Here is an 18,838-nt window from a genome sequence, read left to right on the forward strand (position 1 = left end):
TTCGCCGTCAGCTCACGACGGCTACGCCGCGCGGGTCCACCGACAGCGCCGATTCGTGCCCGATTTCCAGCACGCTGGAGGGCGGCGCATGCACCTTGAGCGTGTCGCCGCCGCCCAGCGGCCGCACGACGTAGTCCCAGTACTCGCCCAGGTAGGTGCGCGACACGACGGCCACCCGTCCCATCGGCAGCGCGCCCAGCACGTCGGTGCCCAGGTAGAGCGACTGCGGGCGGATCGACACGCGCGCATCGGCGCGGTCGCGCGCGGCCTCGTCCTGGATCGGCACCTCGCCGTGCAGCCCGTCCAGCGTGATGCAGCCCGCGCGCAGCGTCGCGCTCACGAGGTTGGTGCGGCCGATGAAGCCGGCCACGAACGGCGTGTGCGGACGGTTGTAGAGGTTCCAGGGCGTGTCGATCTGCTCGAGACGGCCGAGGTTGAGCACCGCGATGCGGTCGGAGATGGTCATTGCCTCCGACTGGTCGTGCGTGACGTAGACCGTGGTGAAGCGGAACTCGTCGTGCAGCCGCCGGATCTCGTTGGCCATTTCCTCGCGCAGGTTGGCGTCCAGGTTCGAGAGCGGCTCGTCCAGCAGCAGCACCTCCGGCCGCACGACCATCGCGCGCGCGAGCGCCACCCGTTGCTGCTGGCCGCCCGAGAGCTCGGCCGGGTAGCGGTGCGCCAGGTGCCCGAGGTGCACCACCTCCAGCATCTCGCCCACGCGCCGCTTCGACTCGGCGGCCGGCGTGCGCCGCACGTCGAGGCCGAAGCCCACGTTTTCGGCGACCGTCATGTTCGGCCAGATCGCGTAGCTCTGGAAGATCATCGACATGCCGCGGTGCTCGGGCGGCACCGTGCGGCACGCGCCGGAGATCTGCTGCCCGTTCATCTCGATCGAACCGGCCGTGAGTTCGATGAAGCCCGCGATCATGCGCAGCGTGGTGGTCTTGCCGCAGCCCGAGGGGCCCAGCAGCGTGACGAGCTCGCCCTGGCGCAGCTCCAGGCTCAGGTCGTTCACCACGGCGGTGGTGCCGTAGTTCTTGTGGATGTTCTTCAGGTGCAGCTTGGACATGTTGGACGTGTTGGGCATGTTGGGCATGGCGTCGGTTCTCTTTCCTTGTGTCTCGGTTCTTCAGGGCCGGCGCAGCATGAAGTCGCGCCCGGCGATGCGCATGCCCGCGGCCACCACCAGCGTGGTGATCACCACCAGCACCACGCCCATCGCGGCCAGCGTCTCGTAGTTGCCCTGCTCGCTCAGGTCGAGCGTGAGCACCGAGACCACGCGCGAGGCCGGGCCGGTGAGGAACACGGCGGTGGACAACTCCTTCGTGCAGATCACGAAGACCAGGATGAAGACGCCCACCAGCGTGGTCTTGAGCAGCGGAAACACCACCCGCGCAAGCACCGTGATGCGCCCGCCGCCGAGCACGCGCACCGCCTCTTCGAGCTCGGGGTTGAGGGAGCGCACGGCTGCCGCGCAGGCGGTCACCGCGATGGGCAGGAAGCGCGTGGTGAAGGCCACCACGATCAGCGCGCCCGTGCCGTAGAGCGAGAACGGCGGGCCGGCGTAGGCGGCGTAGAGGCCGATCGCGAGGATGAGCCCCGGCACTGCCACCGGCGCCAGCGCGAGGAACTGCACCACGCCCGGCCAGGGCGTGATGCGCCGCTGCACCGCGTAGGCCACGCACAGCCCCATGAGCACGCAGACCAGCGCGGTCGCGCCCGAATAGAGCACCGTGTTCACGATGGCTTCGCGCACCGTGAGCTGCTGGAAGAAGATGTCGTAATAGTTCGCCAGCGTGAGGTTGCCCGTGGTCACGCCGCGGCCCCAGGCCTTGGAGAGCGACGCGAGCACCAGGATGGCCAGCGGCATCACCACCGTGAGCAGCGACACCAGCGCTGCATAGGCCAGGAGCGGCCACTTCCACCAGCCGATGTCGAACGGCCGGCGCTCGCCGCCCTTGCCCGACACCGAGACGAAGCCCTTGCGCGAGAGGAGCCTGCGCTGCACCCAGAGCATGACCACCGTGAGCACCAGGATCGGCATGGAGAACGCCGCCGCCTGCTCCACCCGCAGCGGGTATTCGAAGAAGGACACGATCTGCGTCGTCGCGAGGTTGATGCCCGCCGGAATCGCGATGAGGGCGGGCGTGCCGTAAAGCGCCACCGACTCCAGGAAGATCAAGATCGCCGCGCCCACGATGGACGGCATCACCAGCGGCAGCGTGACGCGCGTGAGCGTTCTGAACTTGCCCGCGCCGTGGATCGAGGCGGCGTCCTCCAGCTCGGTGGAGATGAGGTCCAGCGCCGACTTGGTGAACACGTAGATCAGCGGGAAGGTGTAGAGCGCGATGACGAACGCGAGCCCCCAGAAGCTGTAGATGTTGAACGGGCCCCTGTCATCGCCCGCGCCGCCGAACACCTCCAGCCACAGCCGGTTGAGCCAGCCCGCGTTCGGGCCCGCGAGCAGGATCCACGCGATGGCGCCCAGGAAGTTCGGCATCACGAACGCGGCCAGCACGCCCATGTGCGTGAGGTTGCGGCACGGCATGTTGGTGCGCGAGACGGCCAGCGCGAGCGGCACCCCGAGCGCGAGCGCGAGCACCGTGACCGCACCGCCGAGGTAGAGCGAATTCAGCAGCGCCTGCAGGTTGCGGCTGCGCCCGAGCGCGCTCGTGTAGTTGCGCAGCGTGGCGCCGCCGTCGGCGCTGCTGAAGCTGTCCCACACCAGCCGCAGGATCGGGTTGGCCACCAGCAGCACCAGCGCGACGACCAGGATGCCGAAGAGCCAGAGCGCGGGGTCGGCCAGCCGCGAGGGCACGGCCATGCGCACCGGCTGGGCCGATTGCGGTGCCACCGCCTCAGACGCCGAAAGCATCGCGCCACAGGTCGATGACTTCGGGCACGCCGTCCACCGACTCCTGCGGGTCGGGGCGCAACGCGGTCTTGCTGTCGTCCAGGCCCAGCACGCCGGGGCGCGGCTTGGCACCGGCGCGCTTGGGCACGCCGAAGCGGTCGATCGAGAGCATGTCGACGTCCTCGCTGCCGAGCAGCCATTCCATGAAGAGCTTCGAGGCGTTCGGGTGCGGCGCGTTGGCCATGACGGCCGAGGGCGAGAGCATGAGCACCGGCCCTTCCTTCGGCGCGACGATCGCGAGCGGGTTGCCCTTCTCGGCCATCATCGCCGCGAGGTTGATGGGACCGGCGCCGATGGAGCGCTCGCCCGAGGTGACGGTGGTGACCGTGTCGATGATCGAGCGGCCCACCTGCGGCTTGTTGGCCGCGAGCTTCTTGAACCAGCCATCGCCGTAGAGCTTGCGCATCTCGATGGCCCAGACGCCCACGAAGCCGCTGAAGCCCGGATGGCCCACCGAGGCGAGGCCGCGCCACTTCGGATCGACGAGGTCGTTCCAGCTCTTGGGCGCATCGGCGGCCTTGACCTTCTGCGTGTTGTAGACGAGCCCGACCATCGCGACGCTGGCCACGTGGTAGTAGCCATCGGGGTCGAGGTTCTGCAGCCGCTTGTCCATGGTGGCGGAGGCCGCGGGCACGTACTTCATGAGCAGCTTGCGCTTCTTCAGATCGAGGTAGTGCGCGATGTCGGTCGAGGAGAAGACGTCGCAGTTGGCCGTCTTCGCCTTCAGGTCCTGGTTCAGGCGCTGGAACGCGACCTGCGCGGTGGTGCGCACCACGTTCACCTTCACGCCCGGGTAGCGCGCGGTGAAGGTGCGCGACATGAGTTCGGCGTCTTCGGAGGGCAGGTAGACGATGTACCAGGTGAGTTCGCCCTCTTTCTTCGCGGCTTCGTGCAGCGCGTCGAGCGAAGTCTGGGCGCTTGCGCTGTGCCACGGCGCGAGCGCGGCCGCCGAAGCAGCGGCGCCGGCCAGGGCATGGAAATGGCGTCGGTTCAGTTGCATGAATGTCTCCATGGCCGGATCTGTGGATGAATGCGCCGGCTCCTTTTCAGTGTATTCATGAGTCTCATAAAAATACATATCTCGTTTCTACGTATTTTTATGAAGCGCCTGCGTGCACGATGATGTTTAGAATCCAGCGCATCGGAGACCCTTCATGCCCCCATCGCCACGCATCAATCTAAGCGACAAGATTCGCGCCGCCCTTGAAGCGGAGATCACGTCAGGCCAGCTCGTGGCCGGCTCCCGCATCGACGAGCAGGCGCTCATGGACCGCTTCGAGGTGTCGCGCACCCCGGCGCGCGAGGCTTTGCTGCAGCTCATGTCGGCCGGCCTGGTGACCACGGTGCCGCGCCAGGGCGCGGTGGTGGCGAGCCTCTCGCTGCCGGAATACGTGGCGATGCTGGAAATCCTCATGGAGCTCGAAGGCCTGGCCGCCCGGCTCTCGGCTCGCCGCATGCCCGCCGTGCAGCGCAAGCAACTGGCGTTGGCCGACCAGGCCTGCCGCGACGCCGCCGCGAAGGACGACGCCGAGCTCTACGGCGCGGCCAACAGGAGCTTCCACGAGATCATTTACGACGGCAGCCTGAACGAGGTGCTGGCCCGCCAGCTGCGCGCGATGCGGCTGCGCATGCGGCATCCGCAGCGCACCCTCTTCGATCGGCCGGGGCGCATCCGCAATTCGCTGGTGGAGCACAAGCAGGTGCTCGATGCCATCCTGAACGGCGACGAGGACGCCGCCTATCGCGCGATGACCGGCCACATCTCCAGCGGCGGCAACGTGTATGCCGACGCCATCGCCAGCATGCCGCACGGCGTGCCGGTCGCCGCGCCCGTGGCCACACCCGAGGTGGCGGCCGATGCGCTGGCGGTCACGGAGCGTGCCGCGCGCGGGCGCAAGCCCACGGCCAAGTCGACCAGCAAGGCCTGACGCAATGCGCACGCAGGCCATTCGCATCCAGGCCCACGGCGGCCCCGAAGTGCTCGAACAGGTGGAGGTCGAGGTGGGCGATCCCGGACCGGGCGAAGTGCGCATCCGGCAGTCGGCCATCGGCCTGAACTTCGCCGACATCTACCAGCGCCGCGGCTCGCACGGACCGCATGCGGTCACCGCGTTTCCGGTCGTCCTCGGCGCGCAGGGCGCGGGCACCATCGATGCGATCGGACCCGAGGTCGAGGCGGGCCTGCACGTCGGGCAGTCGGTGGCGTACTTCCACCCCGGCGCCTACCAGGCGGTGCGCAACATCCCGGCGCACCGGGTGGTGCCGCTGCCGGCGGGCGTGTCCGAGGAAGTCGCGGGCGCCACGCTCCTGCGCGGGCTCACGGCCGAGTACCTGCTGCGGCGCCTCTATCCCGTTGCGCCCGGCGAGGCGGTGCTGGTGCATGCGGCGGCCGGCGGCATGGGCGTGATCCTCTCGCAGTGGGCCCGCGCACTCGGCGCCACGGTGATCGGCACGGTCGGCTCCGAGGCCAAGATGGCGATCGCGCGCGCGCACGGCTGCCATCACGTGATCGACTACCGCCGCGAGGACTTCGTGGCGCGCACGCTCGAATGCACCGGCGGCCAGGGCGTCTCGGTGGTCTACGACGCGGTCGGCAAGGACGTCTTCCTGCCCTCGCTCGATTGCCTCAAGCCGCTGGGCATGGCGATCAACTACGGCACCGCATCGGGCGACGTGGAGGCCTTCGACCTGCAGCGGCTGCATGCGAAATCGCTGAGCGTTTCGCGGCCCACGCTGCGCACTTTCATCGCCACGGCGGCCGACCTGCGGCGCGGCGCGGCGGCGTTGTTCGACGCGGTGCTCGGCGGCCAGGTGACGCTGGAAGTGGGCCACCGCTATCCGCTCGCCGAGGCGCGCCGCGCGCACGAGGAACTCGAAAGCCGCGCCACCACCGGCGCCGCTGTGCTGATCCCCTGAAGGAAACCTTCGCCATGAAGCTCTACCACGGCTGGCTCTCCAGCGCGTCGCGCCGCGTGCGCCTGTGCCTCGCCGAAAAAGGCCTCGCCTACGAAAGCATTCCCATCGACATGGGCAAGCAGGAGCATCATTCGCCCGCCTACCTTGCGATGAATCCGAACGGCGTCGTGCCGGCGCTGCGGCTGGACAACGGCGCTTCGCTCTACGAGAGCTCGACCATCTGCGAGTACCTGGACGACGTGCATCCGCAGCCCCCGCTCAGGCCGGCCGATGCATTCGACCGCGCGGTGATGCGCAACTTCGTGCGCTGGACCGACGAGAAATCCCTGCCGCATCTCCTCGTCCTGAACTGGAGCATCGCGCTGCAGCCCGGCGCGAGCCAGTGGAGCGACGCGCAGCTCAAGGAGCGCCTTGCACGCATTCCGACGCCCGAGCGCCGCGAGGCCTGGACACGCATCGCGCGGCAGCCCTATACCGACGAAGAGAAAGCGGTGGCGCTCGAGAAGCTGCTGGCGCTGCTCGGCAAGATGGAAGCGATGCTCGCGGACAGCGGCGACTGGCTGGTCGGCGGCGCCTATTCGCTGGCCGACATCGCGGCCGTGCCGTTCGTGGCGCGCATCACCGAACTCGCACCGGATGCGGTGTCGCACGACCGCTGCCCGCGCACGGCCGGCTGGTGGGCGCGCGTCCAGCAGCGCCCCGCCTTCGCGCTCGCACGCTTCGATCGCTTCGACGCCGCGCTGCGCCAGCGCGACGCGGCGGCTGCGCTCAGTCCTGCACCCGCCCGCGCAGGCTCTTGATCTGCGAACGCTGGCTCTTGCCTTCGAGCCGGCGCTGCTTCGAACCGTAGGTGGGCTTGGTGGCGCGCCGCACGCGCGGCGGCGTGGCCACGGTGTCGACGACCGCCTGCAGCCGCGCGAGCGCGTCGGCACGGTTCATCTCCTGCGTGCGGTGCTGCTGCGCCTTGAGCACGAAGACGCCCTCCTGTGTGATGCGGCTGTCGCGCAATGCGAGCAGCCGCTCCTTCACATCGGCGGGCAGCGAACTGGCGTGGATGTCATAGCGCAGGTGCACCGCGCTCGACACCTTGTTGACGTTCTGCCCACCCGCGCCCTGCGCACGGATGGCGCTGATCTCGACTTCGTCGGGGTCGATCAGGATGGGTGGGCGGAGCATGTCCGCAAGTGTGCCCCGAACGCGCTCAGACGCGCTCGAACACAGCCGCAATGCCCTGCCCGCCGCCGATGCACATCGTGACCAGCGCATAGCGCCCGCCCGTTCGGTGCAGCTCGGCGATCGCCTTCGTCGTGATGATCGCGCCGGTCGCGCCCACCGGGTGGCCGAGCGAAATGCCCGAGCCGTTCGGGTTCACCTTGGACGGATCGAAGCCCAGCTCCTTGATGACCGCGCAGGCCTGCGCCGCGAAGGCTTCGTTCGACTCGATCACGTCGAAGTCGCTGACCTTCAGCCCCGTGCGCTCCAGCACCTTGCGCGTGGCCGGCACCGGGCCGATGCCCATGTACGCAGGTTCGACGCCGGCGTGCGCGTAGCCGACGAGGCGCGCGAGGGGCTTCAGGCCCAGCGCCTTCACGCGGCCGCCTTCGGCCAGCACGACAGCCGCCGCGCCGTCGTTGATGCCCGAGGCATTGCCTGCGGTGACGAGCCCTTCCTTCTTGAATGCGGGCTTCATCTTCGAGAGCGTGTCGACGGTGGTGTCGGCGCGCACGTGCTCGTCGGTGTCGAACAGCACGACGCCCTTGCGCGTCTTCACCTCGACCGGAACGATCTGCTCCTTGAAGCGTCCCGCTGCAATGGCTGCGGCGGCGCGCTGCTGGCTGGTGGCGGCCAACTCGTCCATCTGCTCGCGCGTGATGCCGTAGCGCGCGGCCACGTTCTCGGCGGTGATGCCCATGTGGATCTTCTCCCACGGGTCGTGCAGGATGCCCAGCATGTAGTCGACCAGCACCGCGTCGCCCATGCGCGCGCCGTAGCGGGCCGAGGTGTCGAAGTACGGGCCGCGGCTCATCGATTCCGAACCGCCGCCGATGGCGATGTCGCAGTCGCCCAGCGCAATCGCCTGCGCCGCCGACACGATGGCCTGCAGGCCGGAGCCGCAGAGGCGGTTGACGTTGAAGGCCGGCGTCTCGATGGGGCAGCCCGCATCGATGGCGGCCACGCGGCTCAGGTACGCGTCCTTCACGTCGGTGGGGATCACATTGCCCATCACCACATGGCCGATGGCATCGGCCGCGAGGCCGCTGCGTTCGATGGCGGCCTTGACGGCGGTGGTGGCCAGTTGGGTGTTGGGCACGTCCTTCAGCGCGCCGCCGAAGGTGCCGATGGCGGTGCGGGCGGTGCCGACCACGAAGATGTCGCGTTGGGTCATGGTGTGGTTCTCCTGGATTGAAAAAAATCGGTTCGCGGCCGGTCACCCGGCCTTCACGGCGGCGGGCTTGCGACGCGCCACGGCCGGGCGGTGCAGCACGCCATTGAGCAGCAGCTCGATGCCCTGGTCGGCGATCTGGTCGGGCGTCAGGTCGCCGTCGGGGCGGTACCAGCGGCCGATCCAGCTGAGCGCGCCGGCCAGCATGAAGGCGGCCATCTTCGGATCGCAAGGCGCGAGTGAGCCTTCGGCCACGCCGTCCTCGATGAGCCGGCGGAACTGCCCGTCGATGCCGGCCTTCAGGCGGCGCAGCTCCTTCTTGAGCGGCGCGGGCAGCGGGTCTTCGCCGATGCGGATCACGCACATGCCGAAGTCCTGCGTCACCACGCCCGAGTAGATGCGCATGCAGGCCTTGAGCTGGTCGATGGCGCTGCCGCCCGCGGCGCGCACCTCGTCGATGCCGGTCTGCATCAGGTCGAGCGCGGTCTTCACGCACTCCAGCAGGATCTGGTCCTTGCTCTCCACGTAGTAGTAGAGCGTGGGCTTGCTCACGTTGAGCCGCTCGGCAATGTCGTCGAGCGAGGTCGCATGGAAGCCGCGCTCGTTGAAGAGCTGCGCGGCCGTCTGCAGCACGGCATTGCGCTTGACTTCGCGCTGCTGCGCGCGCTTGTCGGCAGGCTCCCAGGGGGAGGGAGAGAGGGGTCGGCGGAGTGCTGGGGCTTGGCGAGGCATGGGAGGCATCGGGTTTCTGCGGGCGGGGAAAGTCCGGATGCCGCGCAATGCGGCGAACTGTGACATTACCCGCCAGTAGGAATTTTACGGGCCAGTAGCTTTTCTGCCCCTGGACACAAACCCTGACCCTATCGCCTCCCTCTTAGCCATGCCTGACGAGCCCTCGCGGGGCGCCTCCCCGCACCCTTCTCCGGCTGCCACCGTGCTGCAGGTGGAGGCGTTGACGCTCGCATTCGGCGGCGTGAAGGCGCTGACCAACGTGGGCTTCGGCGTCGCGCCCGGCTCGATCACCGCGGTGATCGGCCCCAACGGCGCAGGCAAGACATCGCTCTTCAACACCATCTCGGGCTTCTACAAGCCGGCAGAGGGCCGCGTGCTCTTCGAGGGCGAAGACATCACCCGCGTGCCCGCGCCGAAGCGCGCCGCGCTCGGCCTCGCGCGCAGCTTCCAGAACATCGCGCTCTTTCGCGGCATGACCGTGCTCGACAACATCAAGCTCGGCCGCCATGCACACCTGAAGACCAACGTGTTCGACGCTCTCTTCTACCTGGGCCGCGCCCGCCGCGAGGAAGCCGAGCTGCGGCGCGATGTGGAGGAACGGATCATCGACTTCCTGGAGATCGACCACATCCGCCACGCCTCGGTCGCCGCCCTGCCCTACGGCCTGCAGAAGCGCGTGGAGATGGCGCGCGCCCTCGCCATGCAGCCCAAGGTGCTGATGCTCGACGAGCCCGTGGCCGGCATGAACCGCGAGGAGACCGAAGACATGGCGCGCTTCATCCTCGACGTGCGGCGCGAGTGGGGCATCACGGTGCTGATGGTGGAGCACGACATGGGCATGGTGATGGACCTGTCAGACCACGTGGTGGTGCTCAACTTCGGCCAGGTCATCGCAGAGGGCACGCCATCGCAGGTGCAGGCCGACCCCGAGGTGGTCCGCGCATACCTCGGCGCGGGCGACGTCGGCGAACTGCGTCGGCGGCTGCGCGGCGAATCCACGGCGGGGGCGGCGTGATGGATTGGGCCTACCTCTTCGAGATCGCGCTCACCGGCATTGCCGGCGGCGGCCTCTATGCATTGGCCGCCCTCGCCTTCGTGCTGGTCTACAAGGCCACGCGCGTGGTCAACATCGCCATCGGCGAGATGCTGATGGTCGGCGCGTACCTGTTCTTCACTTTTGCCGCGAGCTTCTCGCTGCCGATCTGGCTCGCGGTGCTGGGCTCGGTGATCGGCACCGGCCTCCTGGGCGCTGTGATCGAGCGCACGATGATCCGCCCGCTGCTCGGCGAGCCGCCGATCTCGGTGTTCATGGTGACGGTCGGGCTCGCATCGATCCTCGTCGGCTTGGTCGAGATCATCTGGACCGCCGACCAGCGCCGCCTGCCCGAGTTCCTGCCGAACGCGCCGGTGATGGTCGGCGAGGCGTTCCTCGCACCCAAGATCGCCTATGGCGCGCTGATCGCCGTGGTGCTGATCGGCATGGTGCTGCTGCTGTTCCGTTTCTGGCGCGGCGGCGTCGCACTGCGGGCCACCGCCTCCGACCAGGCCGCGGCCTACTCGATGGGCATCAACGTGCCGCGCGTGTTTTCGCTCGCCTGGGTGGCCTCGGCCATGATCGCTGCGGTGGCCGGCATCATCGTCGGCGCCATCGGCGGCATCTCGTCCTCGATGGGCGTGTTCGGCCTGTCGGTGCTGGTGGTGGTGATCGTCGGCGGGCTCGACAGCGTGCTCGGTGCGCTGGTCGGCGGTGTCTTCATCGGACTGGTCGAGGCGCTCGCGGGTTCGTACCTCGGCGGCGAATACAAGCTGCTCGCAACCTTCATCGTGCTGGTGCTCGTGCTGATGGTGCGGCCCTACGGGCTCTTCGGCACGCACGAGATCGAGAGACTCTGATGCGCATCGGTACCCTCAAGCAAAGCTATGTCGCCGATGCGGCGCTGTTCGACTCGCGCACGCAGAAGATGTGGCTCATGGTCGGCGCGGCGCTGCTGGTGCTGTTCCCGTTCATGGCCAGCGACTATTGGCTGTACCTCGCATGCCTCGTGGCCATCAACGTGGCGAGCGCCACGGGCCTGAACATTCTCACCGGCTACACCGGCCTGGTGAGCCTGGGCCAGGCGGCGTTCATGGGCCTGGGCGCCTACACCGTCGCGATCATGCAGACGCGGCTGGGAACGCCCTTCCTGCTGAACATCGCCGCGGGCGGCGTGGTCGCCATGCTCGGCGGCTTGATCGTCGGAATTCCCTCGCTGCGTGTGAAGGGCCTGTACCTGGCCATCGCGACCATCGCGGCCTCGTTCATCACGCACTTCCTGTTCGCCAACCTCAAGCTCACGGGCGGCACCACCGGCATCTCGCTGCCGCCGGCGCAGTTCTTCGGCCTGCCGCTGGACACCTCTTTCCGCCTCTACTGGGTGATCGTGCCGGTCATGCTGCTGATGGTGCTGGGCGCGGCCAACCTCTTTCGCACCCGCGTGGGCCGGGCCTTCATCGCGATCCGCGACCGCGACATCTCGGCCGAGGTGCTGGGCATTCCGCTCCTGCGCTACAAGCTGCTGTCGTTCGGGCTCTCGTCGTTCTACGCGGGCGTAGCCGGTGGCCTGTGGGCCTACTTCTTCCGCGTGGTCACGCCCGAGAGCTTTCCGCTCCTGATGTCGATCTTCTTCCTGGCCGCCATCATCGTCGGCGGCATGGGCACGATCCTGGGCGGCATCTTCGGCGCGGTGTTCATGACGATGGTGCCCGAGCTGCTCAAGCTCATCGTCGACCTGCTGCCGGGCGGCGTGGAGATGACAGTGTTTCTCTCACCCGTGCGCACCGTCGTGTTCGGGCTGCTGATCGTCGGATTTCTGGTGTTCGAGCCGCACGGGCTCGCAGAAGTGTGGCGGCGCATACGCCGCTTTTTCCATCTATGGCCGTTCCGCAACTGAGCCTATTCCAACAGGAGACAAGCATGCCCAAGACACCGAAGAAACCGAAGCTTTCACAACACCGCCGTGCACTGCTGATCGCCGCGGGCCTGTCCTCCGGGCTCGCCGCCGTGCCGTTCGCGCACGCCCAAGGCACCGAGGACATCGTCATCGGCGGCTCCATCCCGATGACCGGCGTGTTCGCCTTCGCGGGCGTCGGCATCAACGCCGGCATTGCCGACTACGTGAAGATCGTCAACGACGCGGGCGGCATCAAGGGGCGCAAGCTGCGCTATGTGCCCGAAGACACGGGCTACAAGGTCGACGTGTCGGTCGCAGCCTTCAAGAAGATCACGAGCCAGAACAAGGTCAACCTCTACTACGGCGACTCGACGGGCTTCTCCAAGACCATCAACCCCGAGCTGGACCGCAGCGGGCAGATCCTGATGGCGGGCGCCTCGTTCGCGACCGAGCTCAACGACGCGGCCAAGTACCCGAACCAGTTCCTGGTCGGCCCCGACTACACCGAGCAGATCGGCATCCTGCTGCGCCACATCGCCAAGGAGAAGCCGGGTGCCAAGGTGGCCTTCGTGTACTCCGACTCCGAGTTCGGCCGCGACCCCATCGAGGCCAGCGAAACCGCGGCGAAGAAGCTCGGCCTCACGGTGCCGGTGAAGCTCATGACGCCGGCCGGCAGCGTGGACGTGTCGACCGAGGTCATCAAGCTGCGCCGCGCCGCGCCCGACTACACCATCTTCCACGGCTACATCCTCGCGCCGATTCCGGAGTTCGTGCAGCAGGGCAAGCAGATGGGCATGACCAGCAAGTGGATGGGCACCTTCTGGACCATGGACAGCTCCACCGTGATGAAGATGGGCGAAGGCGCCGACGGCTTCATGGGCGTGATGCCCTACCGCTACTACTACGACACCTCGGCCAAGGCGCCGATGCTCGACAAGATCCGCGCGCTGCGCCCCGAGTACCAGAGCACGGCCTACACACAGGGCTTTCTCACCGCGATGCTGTTCACCGAGGCGGCTAAGCGCACGCTCGACGCGGGCAAGCCGCTGGACGGCAAGAACCTGAAGGCCTCGCTCAACACCATCAAGGACTTCGACACCGGCGGGATCATCGGCACGCCGATCACCATCAAGGGCAACTCGATTCCGGTGGGCCGCGTCTACAAGGCCGACATGAAGGCGCAGAAGATGGTGCCGGCGTCGGACTGGATTTCGCTGAACTGAGCCATGCATCCGCCCGCGGCCACGCCTGCTTCCGAGAAAGCTGACCTCGTTCTGGAGGTCAACAACATCGAGGTGGTCTACAACAAGGTGGTGCAGGTGCTGCGCGGCCTGTCGCTGGCCGTGCCGCGCGGGCAGATCGTCGCGCTGCTGGGGAGCAATGGCGCCGGCAAGTCGACCACGCTGAAGGCGGTGTCGGGGCTGCTGGCGCTCGAGGACGGCGAGGTGGAAGCCGGTCGCATCGTGTTCGATGGCGCGCCGACCGCTCAACTGGCGCCGCAGCAGCTCGTGCGGCGCGGGCTCAGCCATGTCATGGAAGGCCGTCGCGTCTTCGAGGACCTCACCGTCGAGGAAAACCTCGTGGCAGCGACCTATGCGCTGACGGGGCGCGAAGGCGCCGCGCCGCCGCGCAACTTCGACGACGTGTACGCCTATTTCCCCCGCCTGCACGAGCGCCGCAAGGGCCTTGCGGGCTATCTCTCCGGCGGCGAGCAGCAGATGCTGGCCATCGGCCGCGCGCTGGTCGCGCAACCCAAGCTGATCCTGCTGGACGAGCCCTCGCTGGGCCTCTCGCCCAAGCTGGTGGAAGACATCTTCACGATCATTGCGCGCATCAACGCCGAGCGCGGCACCTCGATGCTGCTGGTCGAGCAGAACGCGAGCGTCGCGCTGGCCATCGCGCACACGGGCTACATCATGGAAAGCGGCAAGGTGGTGATCGACGGCAGCGCCGAGCGCCTGGCCGCCGACCCCGATGTGCGCGAGTTCTACCTGGGCGTGGGCGGCAGCGGCGAATCGCGCAGCTTCCGCGCGCTCAAGCACTACAAGCGCCGCAAGCGCTGGCTCTCATGACAGACGCCCACCTTCCGTTGCTGACTTTGCCGCAGATGCTGCGCGAGCAGGCGCGCCTGCGGCCCCACGACATCGCGATACGCCAGAAGGACTTCGGCATCTGGCATCCGCTGGACTGGACCGGGTACCTGCAGCGCGCCACCCGCTTCGGCCTCGGCCTGCATGCGATGGGCCTGGCACCAGGCGGGCACCTAGGCGTGATTTCCGAGAACCGCGTCGAATGGCTGCTCGCGCAGATGGGCGCGGGGCTGATCGGCGCGGTCACGGTCGGCGTCTACCCGACCAGCCCGAGCAACGAGGTGGCCTACGTGGTCGGGCATGCGGACATCGAGGTGATCGTCTGCGAGGACCAGGAGCAGACCGACAAGGTGCTCGACGCGATGGCGCAACTGCCGCGCCTGCGCAAGATCGTCGTGATCGAGACCAAGGGCCTCGCGAGCTACCCGCCCGAAGTGCGCGGCCTCATCGCGACGTTCGCGGAGGTCGAGCAAGCCGGCGCCGAGGTGCAGGCCCGGGACGGCACCGCGCTGGTCGATGCCGCGCTCGCACGCCAGACGCTCGCCGACACCGGCTTGATGATCTACACCTCGGGCTCCACCGGCAAGCCCAAGGGCGCGATGATTTCCTACCGCAACATCCGCGGCGTGGTGCCCGGCATCGTCGAGCGGCTCGGGCTCGATGGCGACACCACGCACCTGTCGTACCTGCCGCTGTGCCACGTGGCCGAGCAGATGCTCACGGCCTTCGTACCCGTGTACCTGGGCTCGCAGGTGAACTTCGGCGAATCGATCCGCACCGTGCAGGAAGACCTGCGCGAAGTCGCGCCCACGATGTTCCTCGGCGTGCCGCGCATCTGGGAAAAATTGCATGCGGGCATCAGTATCAAGATGCAGGAAGCGGGGCGCGTGCAGCGTGCGCTCTTCCAACGCGCCATGGCTGCCTGCGCGCCGCTGGCCGAGAAGCCGCGCAGCACATGGACGCTGGCCGAGCGCAGCCGCTTTGCCCTCGCCTACTGGACGGTGCTGCGCGCGCTGCAGAACTTCATCGGCCTGCGCCGCGCACGCGTCGCGCTCACCGGCGCGGCGCCGATTCCCGCGGACGTGGTGCGCTTCTTTCGCACGCTGGGAGTGCCGCTGGTGGAGGTGTACGGCCTCACGGAATCGACCGGCATGATCGCCGGCCACCGCAGCGATGCAGTGAAGGTCGGCACCGTGGGCCCGCCCACGCAAGGCACCGAACATCGCGTCGGCGAAGCGGGCGAATTGCTGGTGCGCGGCGAGATGGTGTTCGAGGGCTATTACAAGAACCCCGAGGCCACCGCCTCATCGATTCGCGACGGGTGGCTGTACACGGGCGATGTGGTGCGCGAGGAAGACGGGCATCTGCGCATCGTCGACCGGCTGAAGGACATCATGATCACGGCGGGCGGCAAGAACCTCACGCCCTCCGAGATCGAGAACACCATGAAGGGCAGCCCCTTCATCAAGGAATGCATCGTGGTGGCGGATGGCCGAAAGTTCGTCGGCGCGTTGCTGCAGATCGACTACGAAACGGTGGGCAAGTGGGCGGAGGCCGAGCGCATTTCGTTTACCCATTTCCGCTCGCTGGTGGAGGAGCCGCGGGTGCGATCGCTCATCGAGGCGGAAATTGCGCGCGGCAACGAGAAGCTGGCGCAGGTGTCGCAGATCAGGCGTTTTCATCTGCTCACCAAAGAGTTGGATCATGACGACGGTGAAGTCACCGCGACCATGAAGGTGCGGCGCTCCAGCATCTACAAGACCTACGCCAGCGAGATCGAGGCGCTGTACAGCGCCTGATCGGCTGTTTCTTAGTCGCCGCGAACGGGGCGGGCACGCACGTCGGTCACATCGTCCGCGCGTCCGCCCAGCGCCATGGGGCTGCGCACCGATTCGCCGCGTGCACGCGCGCTGACCACGTCGGCGGCCGTGGGCTCGGCCGGCTTTGCCGCATTGCGAAATCGATCGAAGCCCGAGCGCGGATTGAAGCGCCCGCCCATCGAGGTCATCCAGGGCGTCACGGGCTTGCCCGTGAGACGCCCCCAGGCGTAGCGCACGCCCCACACGGCGGCCAGCAGCATGACCGCGACGGCGAGGCTGGCCGCGAAAACCAGCCCCAGGAGCAGAAGAATGACGCGAAGAATGAAGTTCATCATCCGACTTTAGGCCGAGGCCGCCGCCGTTGGTTCCCCGCCCTTGCTGAACGAGAACTGGCCCGGCGACTGGATCGGGTCGGTGTTGACCTCGATCGTGTCCTTCGGCCCGAAGCTGCCGTCCAGCAGCAGCTTCGAGAGCGGGTTCTCGATGCGTTGCTGGATCGCACGCTTCAACGGCCGCGCACCGAAAACCGGGTCGAAGCCGACCTTGGCGATCTCGGCCAGCGCCGCGGGCGACACCTCCAGGCCCAGGTCCATCTTCGCGAGGCGCGCCTTGAGCACCTTCAGCTGGATCGCGGCGATCGATTCGATGTTCTTCGCGTCGAGCGCATGGAACACGACCGTCTCGTCGATGCGGTTGAGGAACTCGGGGCGGAAGTAGTTCTTCAGCTCGTCCCACACCGCTTCCTTGATCTCTTCGGAAGGCTTGCCCACCATGGCCTGGATGATCGGCGAGCCGATGTTGCTTGTCATCACGATCACGGTGTTCTTGAAGTCCACGGTGCGGCCCTGGCCATCGGTGAGGCGGCCATCGTCGAGCACCTGCAGCAGCACGTTGAAGACGTCCGGGTGCGCCTTCTCGACCTCGTCGAGCAGCACCACGCTGTAGGGCTTGCGGCGCACGGCCTCGGTGAGGTAGCCGCCCTCTTCATAGCCCACGTAGCCCGGCGGCGCGCCGATGAGGCGCGCGACCGAATGCTTCTCCATGAACTCGCTCATGTCGATGCGGATGAGGTGGTCTTCGCTGTCGAACAGGAAGCCCGCGAGCGCCTTGCACAGCTCGGTCTTGCCCACGCCCGTGGGGCCGAGGAACAGGAACGAGCCCGTGGGGCGGTTGGGGTCGGAGAGGCCCGAGCGCGAGCGGCGGATCGCATTCGCGACCGCGCCGATGGCCTCGTTCTGGCCGACCACGCGCTCGTGCAGCTTGTCTTCCATCACGAGCAGCTTGTCGCGCTCGCCCTGCATCAGCTTGGCGACCGGAATGCCGGTAGCGCGCGCCACGACCTCGGCGATTTCTTCCGCCCCGACCTGCGTGCGCAAGAGCGTGGGCGCGCTGGACTTGCCCTTGCTCGCCTCGCTGGCCTCGGCTTCCTTCAGGCGCTTTTCGAGCGCGGGGAGCTGGCCGTATTGGAGCTCGGCCAACTTGTTGAAGTCGCCCTTGCGCTCCCATTCCTTGATCTCGGTCTTGAGCTTCTCGATTTCTTCGCGGATGTGCGCGCTGCCCTGGGCCTGGGCCTTCTCGGCCTGCCAGATCTCGTCGTAGTCGGCGATTTCCTTCTGCAGCTTGGCGATCTCGTCCTCGATGAGGCCGAAGCGCTTCTGCGAGGCTTCGTCCTTCTCGCGGCGCACGGCTTCGCGTTCGATCTGCAGCTGGATGAGGCGGCGGTCGAGGCGGTCCATCACCTCGGGCTTGGAGTCCATCTCGATCTTGATCTTGGCCGCGGCCTCGTCGATCAGGTCGATGGCCTTGTCGGGCAGGAAGCGGTCGGTGATGTAGCGGTCGGACAGTTCGGCCGCGGCCACGATGGCCGGGTCGGTGATCTGCACGCCGTGGTGCACTTCGTACTTCTCCTGCAGGCCGCGCAGGATCGCGATGGTGGCTTCGACGCTGGGCTCGCCAACGATGATCTTCTGGAAGCGGCGCTCCAGGGCTGCATCTTTCTCGATGTACTTGCGGTATTCGTCCAGCGTGGTGGCGCCCACGCAGTGCAGCTCGCCGCGCGCGAGCGCGGGCTTGAGCATGTTGCCCGCGTCCATCGCGCCCTCGGCCTTGCCGGCGCCGACCATGGTGTGCAGTTCGTCGATGAAGACGATGGTCTGGCCTTCGTCCTTCGCGAGCTCGTTGAGCACGGTCTTCAGGCGCTCCTCGAATTCGCCGCGGAACTTGGCACCCGCCAGCAGCGAGGCCATGTCGAGCGACAGCACGCGTTTGCCCTTGAGCGAATCGGGCACCTCGCCCGCGACGATGCGCTGCGCGAGGCCTTCGACGATGGCGGTCTTGCCCACGCCGGGTTCGCCGATGAGCACGGGGTTGTTCTTGGTGCGGCGTTGCAGCACCTGGATGGCACGGCGGATTTCCTCGTCGCGGCCGATGACCGGATCGAGCTTGCCGAGGCGCGCGCGCTCGGTGAGATCCATCGTGTATTTCTTGAGCGCCTCGCGCTGGCCTTCGGCATCGGCGCTGTTCACGCCCTGCCCGCCGCGCACGGCGTCGATGGCCGATTCGAGCGACTTGCGGCTCAGGCCGTTTTCCTTGGCGATCCTGCCGATGTCGGACTTGCTGTCGGCCACGGCCAAAAGGAAAAGTTCGCCGGCGATGAATTGGTCATTGCGCTTGATGGCTTCCTTCTCGGTGGCCTGCAGCAGCTTGCCCAGCTCGGGGCCGACCTGCACGATGTCGTGGCCCTGCACCTGGGGCAGCTTCTTGATGGCGGCTTCGGCCGCTTGCGCGAGACCCGGCACATTGACGCCGGCACGCTCCAGCAGGGCGCGCGGGCCGTCGTCCTGGCGCAGCATCGCGACCAGCAGGTGGGCCGGCTCGATGTAGGCGTTGTCGTTGCCGAGCGCCAGCGTCTGCGCGTCGCTCAGCGCTTCCTGAAATTTGGTGGTGAGTTTGTCTTGTCGCATGGTGGTATTCCTGCATCCAAAATAGGGCCGTTCGGGCACGATTCAAGGTTGCAAACCGGGCTCGCGCCTTGGGCACGGGTATTGCACGGT

17 protein-coding genes are annotated in these 18,838 nt (G+C 67.5%); 9 read left to right on the top strand and 8 right to left on the bottom strand.

Going from position 1 to position 18,838, the window contains the following annotated elements:
- Window positions 1-7 precede the first annotated feature (7 nt).
- Genes QFZ83_RS18090 through QFZ83_RS18100 form a run of 3 tightly spaced genes read right to left on the bottom strand, consistent with a single transcriptional unit; the run spans window position 8 to window position 3,914 of the window.
- Window positions 8-1,096, bottom strand: coding sequence for an ABC transporter ATP-binding protein (locus QFZ83_RS18090; protein WP_307508690.1), 1,089 nt, complete (start codon window positions 1,094-1,096; stop codon window positions 8-10).
- Between the two features lie 33 nt (window positions 1,097-1,129).
- Window positions 1,130-2,875, bottom strand: a complete 1,746-nt coding sequence (locus QFZ83_RS18095) for an iron ABC transporter permease (RefSeq protein ID WP_307508692.1) — start codon at window positions 2,873-2,875, stop codon at window positions 1,130-1,132.
- Window positions 2,859-3,914, bottom strand: a complete 1,056-nt coding sequence (locus QFZ83_RS18100) for an ABC transporter substrate-binding protein (RefSeq protein ID WP_307508694.1) — start codon at window positions 3,912-3,914, stop codon at window positions 2,859-2,861. The genes QFZ83_RS18095 and QFZ83_RS18100 overlap by 17 nt, the downstream gene beginning before the upstream one ends.
- Window positions 3,915-4,068: 154 nt before the next feature.
- On the opposite strand from QFZ83_RS18100, the gene QFZ83_RS18105 reads away from it, so the two are divergent.
- Genes QFZ83_RS18105 through QFZ83_RS18115 form a run of 3 tightly spaced genes read left to right on the top strand, consistent with a single transcriptional unit; the run spans window position 4,069 to window position 6,630 of the window.
- A complete protein-coding gene (locus QFZ83_RS18105) occupies window positions 4,069-4,842 on the top strand; it encodes a GntR family transcriptional regulator (RefSeq protein ID WP_013540556.1) in 774 nt (257 codons plus the stop codon).
- A gap of 4 nt (window positions 4,843-4,846) precedes the next feature.
- Window positions 4,847-5,830 carry a quinone oxidoreductase gene (locus QFZ83_RS18110; RefSeq protein WP_307508696.1) on the top strand — a complete coding sequence of 328 codons (984 nt, stop codon included), beginning with the start codon at window positions 4,847-4,849 and terminating at the stop codon, window positions 5,828-5,830.
- Window positions 5,831-5,844: 14 nt separating this feature from the next.
- Window positions 5,845-6,630, top strand: coding sequence for a glutathione S-transferase family protein (locus QFZ83_RS18115; RefSeq protein ID WP_307508698.1), 786 nt, complete (start codon window positions 5,845-5,847; stop codon window positions 6,628-6,630).
- Here QFZ83_RS18115 and arfB read toward each other — a convergent pair.
- From arfB to QFZ83_RS18130, 3 genes are read right to left on the bottom strand one after another with little or no spacing between them, the layout of a single operon-like run.
- Window positions 6,599-7,006 (bottom strand): alternative ribosome rescue aminoacyl-tRNA hydrolase ArfB, encoded by a 408-nt coding sequence (gene arfB / locus QFZ83_RS18120; RefSeq protein WP_013540553.1) that lies wholly within the window; start codon window positions 7,004-7,006, stop codon window positions 6,599-6,601. The genes QFZ83_RS18115 and arfB overlap by 32 nt on opposite strands.
- A 25-nt stretch (window positions 7,007-7,031) precedes the next feature.
- A complete protein-coding gene (locus tag QFZ83_RS18125; RefSeq protein ID WP_307508703.1) occupies window positions 7,032-8,216 on the bottom strand; it encodes an acetyl-CoA C-acyltransferase family protein in 1,185 nt (394 codons plus the stop codon).
- Window positions 8,217-8,258: 42 nt separating this feature from the next.
- The gene (locus QFZ83_RS18130) at window positions 8,259-8,954 is read right to left on the bottom strand and encodes a TetR/AcrR family transcriptional regulator (protein WP_307508706.1); all 696 of its coding nucleotides are present in this window, start codon (window positions 8,952-8,954) and stop codon (window positions 8,259-8,261) included.
- Window positions 8,955-9,093: 139 nt separating this feature from the next.
- Between QFZ83_RS18130 and QFZ83_RS18135 the strand changes: the two genes are divergently transcribed.
- From QFZ83_RS18135 to QFZ83_RS18160, 6 genes are read left to right on the top strand one after another with little or no spacing between them, the layout of a single operon-like run.
- Window positions 9,094-9,960, top strand: coding sequence for an ABC transporter ATP-binding protein (locus tag QFZ83_RS18135; protein ID WP_307508709.1), 867 nt, complete (start codon window positions 9,094-9,096; stop codon window positions 9,958-9,960).
- Window positions 9,960-10,838, top strand: a complete 879-nt coding sequence (locus QFZ83_RS18140) for a branched-chain amino acid ABC transporter permease (protein WP_013540549.1) — start codon at window positions 9,960-9,962, stop codon at window positions 10,836-10,838. Before QFZ83_RS18135 ends, QFZ83_RS18140 begins: the two co-directional genes overlap by 1 nt.
- Window positions 10,838-11,875, top strand: coding sequence for a branched-chain amino acid ABC transporter permease (locus QFZ83_RS18145; RefSeq protein WP_307508713.1), 1,038 nt, complete (start codon window positions 10,838-10,840; stop codon window positions 11,873-11,875). The genes QFZ83_RS18140 and QFZ83_RS18145 overlap by 1 nt, the downstream gene beginning before the upstream one ends.
- Before the next feature lie 23 nt (window positions 11,876-11,898).
- Window positions 11,899-13,098 carry an ABC transporter substrate-binding protein gene (locus QFZ83_RS18150; RefSeq protein ID WP_307508716.1) on the top strand — a complete coding sequence of 400 codons (1,200 nt, stop codon included), beginning with the start codon at window positions 11,899-11,901 and terminating at the stop codon, window positions 13,096-13,098.
- A 3-nt stretch (window positions 13,099-13,101) separates the two neighbouring features.
- On the top strand, window positions 13,102-13,947 hold the full coding sequence (locus tag QFZ83_RS18155; protein WP_307508719.1) for an ABC transporter ATP-binding protein: 846 nt from the start codon (window positions 13,102-13,104) through the stop codon (window positions 13,945-13,947).
- Window positions 13,944-15,764 carry a long-chain fatty acid--CoA ligase gene (locus QFZ83_RS18160; RefSeq protein WP_307508721.1) on the top strand — a complete coding sequence of 607 codons (1,821 nt, stop codon included), beginning with the start codon at window positions 13,944-13,946 and terminating at the stop codon, window positions 15,762-15,764. Before QFZ83_RS18155 ends, QFZ83_RS18160 begins: the two co-directional genes overlap by 4 nt.
- Window positions 15,765-15,775: 11 nt before the next feature.
- Here the strand turns inward: QFZ83_RS18160 and QFZ83_RS18165 are convergent, their stop codons facing one another.
- Together QFZ83_RS18165 and clpB are read right to left on the bottom strand one after the other, a co-directional pair.
- Window positions 15,776-16,120, bottom strand: coding sequence for a hypothetical protein (locus tag QFZ83_RS18165; protein ID WP_013540544.1), 345 nt, complete (start codon window positions 16,118-16,120; stop codon window positions 15,776-15,778).
- 6 nt (window positions 16,121-16,126) lie between these two features.
- Window positions 16,127-18,748, bottom strand: a complete 2,622-nt coding sequence (gene clpB / locus QFZ83_RS18170; protein WP_307508725.1) for an ATP-dependent chaperone ClpB — start codon at window positions 18,746-18,748, stop codon at window positions 16,127-16,129.
- Window positions 18,749-18,838: the final 90 nt, after the last annotated feature.

It is taken from the genome of Variovorax sp. W1I1 (assembly GCF_030815625.1).
GTDB classification, from domain to species: domain Bacteria; phylum Pseudomonadota; class Gammaproteobacteria; order Burkholderiales; family Burkholderiaceae_C; genus Variovorax; species Variovorax paradoxus_C.

Bases quoted from the DNA above. Each gene is read 5' to 3' on its own strand.
- QFZ83_RS18110 (WP_307508696.1), top strand. From the start codon at position 4,847: ATGCGCACGCAGGCCATTCGCATCCAGGCCCACGGCGGCCCCGAAGTG.
- QFZ83_RS18155 (WP_307508719.1), top strand. From the start codon at position 13,102: ATGCATCCGCCCGCGGCCACGCCTGCTTCCGAGAAAGCTGACCTCGTT.
- arfB (WP_013540553.1), bottom strand. From the start codon at position 7,006: ATGCTCCGCCCACCCATCCTGATCGACCCCGACGAAGTCGAGATCAGC.
- QFZ83_RS18095 (WP_307508692.1), bottom strand. From the start codon at position 2,875: ATGCTTTCGGCGTCTGAGGCGGTGGCACCGCAATCGGCCCAGCCGGTG.
- QFZ83_RS18090 (WP_307508690.1), bottom strand. From the start codon at position 1,096: ATGCCCAACATGCCCAACACGTCCAACATGTCCAAGCTGCACCTGAAG.
- QFZ83_RS18125 (WP_307508703.1), bottom strand. From the start codon at position 8,216: ATGACCCAACGCGACATCTTCGTGGTCGGCACCGCCCGCACCGCCATC.
- QFZ83_RS18140 (WP_013540549.1), top strand. From the start codon at position 9,960: ATGGATTGGGCCTACCTCTTCGAGATCGCGCTCACCGGCATTGCCGGC.
- QFZ83_RS18105 (WP_013540556.1), top strand. From the start codon at position 4,069: ATGCCCCCATCGCCACGCATCAATCTAAGCGACAAGATTCGCGCCGCC.
- QFZ83_RS18100 (WP_307508694.1), bottom strand. From the start codon at position 3,914: ATGCAACTGAACCGACGCCATTTCCATGCCCTGGCCGGCGCCGCTGCT.
- QFZ83_RS18145 (WP_307508713.1), top strand. From the start codon at position 10,838: ATGCGCATCGGTACCCTCAAGCAAAGCTATGTCGCCGATGCGGCGCTG.
- QFZ83_RS18160 (WP_307508721.1), top strand. From the start codon at position 13,944: ATGACAGACGCCCACCTTCCGTTGCTGACTTTGCCGCAGATGCTGCGC.
- QFZ83_RS18115 (WP_307508698.1), top strand. From the start codon at position 5,845: ATGAAGCTCTACCACGGCTGGCTCTCCAGCGCGTCGCGCCGCGTGCGC.
- clpB (WP_307508725.1), bottom strand. From the start codon at position 18,748: ATGCGACAAGACAAACTCACCACCAAATTTCAGGAAGCGCTGAGCGAC.
- QFZ83_RS18150 (WP_307508716.1), top strand. From the start codon at position 11,899: ATGCCCAAGACACCGAAGAAACCGAAGCTTTCACAACACCGCCGTGCA.
- QFZ83_RS18130 (WP_307508706.1), bottom strand. From the start codon at position 8,954: ATGCCTCCCATGCCTCGCCAAGCCCCAGCACTCCGCCGACCCCTCTCT.
- QFZ83_RS18135 (WP_307508709.1), top strand. From the start codon at position 9,094: ATGCCTGACGAGCCCTCGCGGGGCGCCTCCCCGCACCCTTCTCCGGCT.
- QFZ83_RS18165 (WP_013540544.1), bottom strand. From the start codon at position 16,120: ATGATGAACTTCATTCTTCGCGTCATTCTTCTGCTCCTGGGGCTGGTT.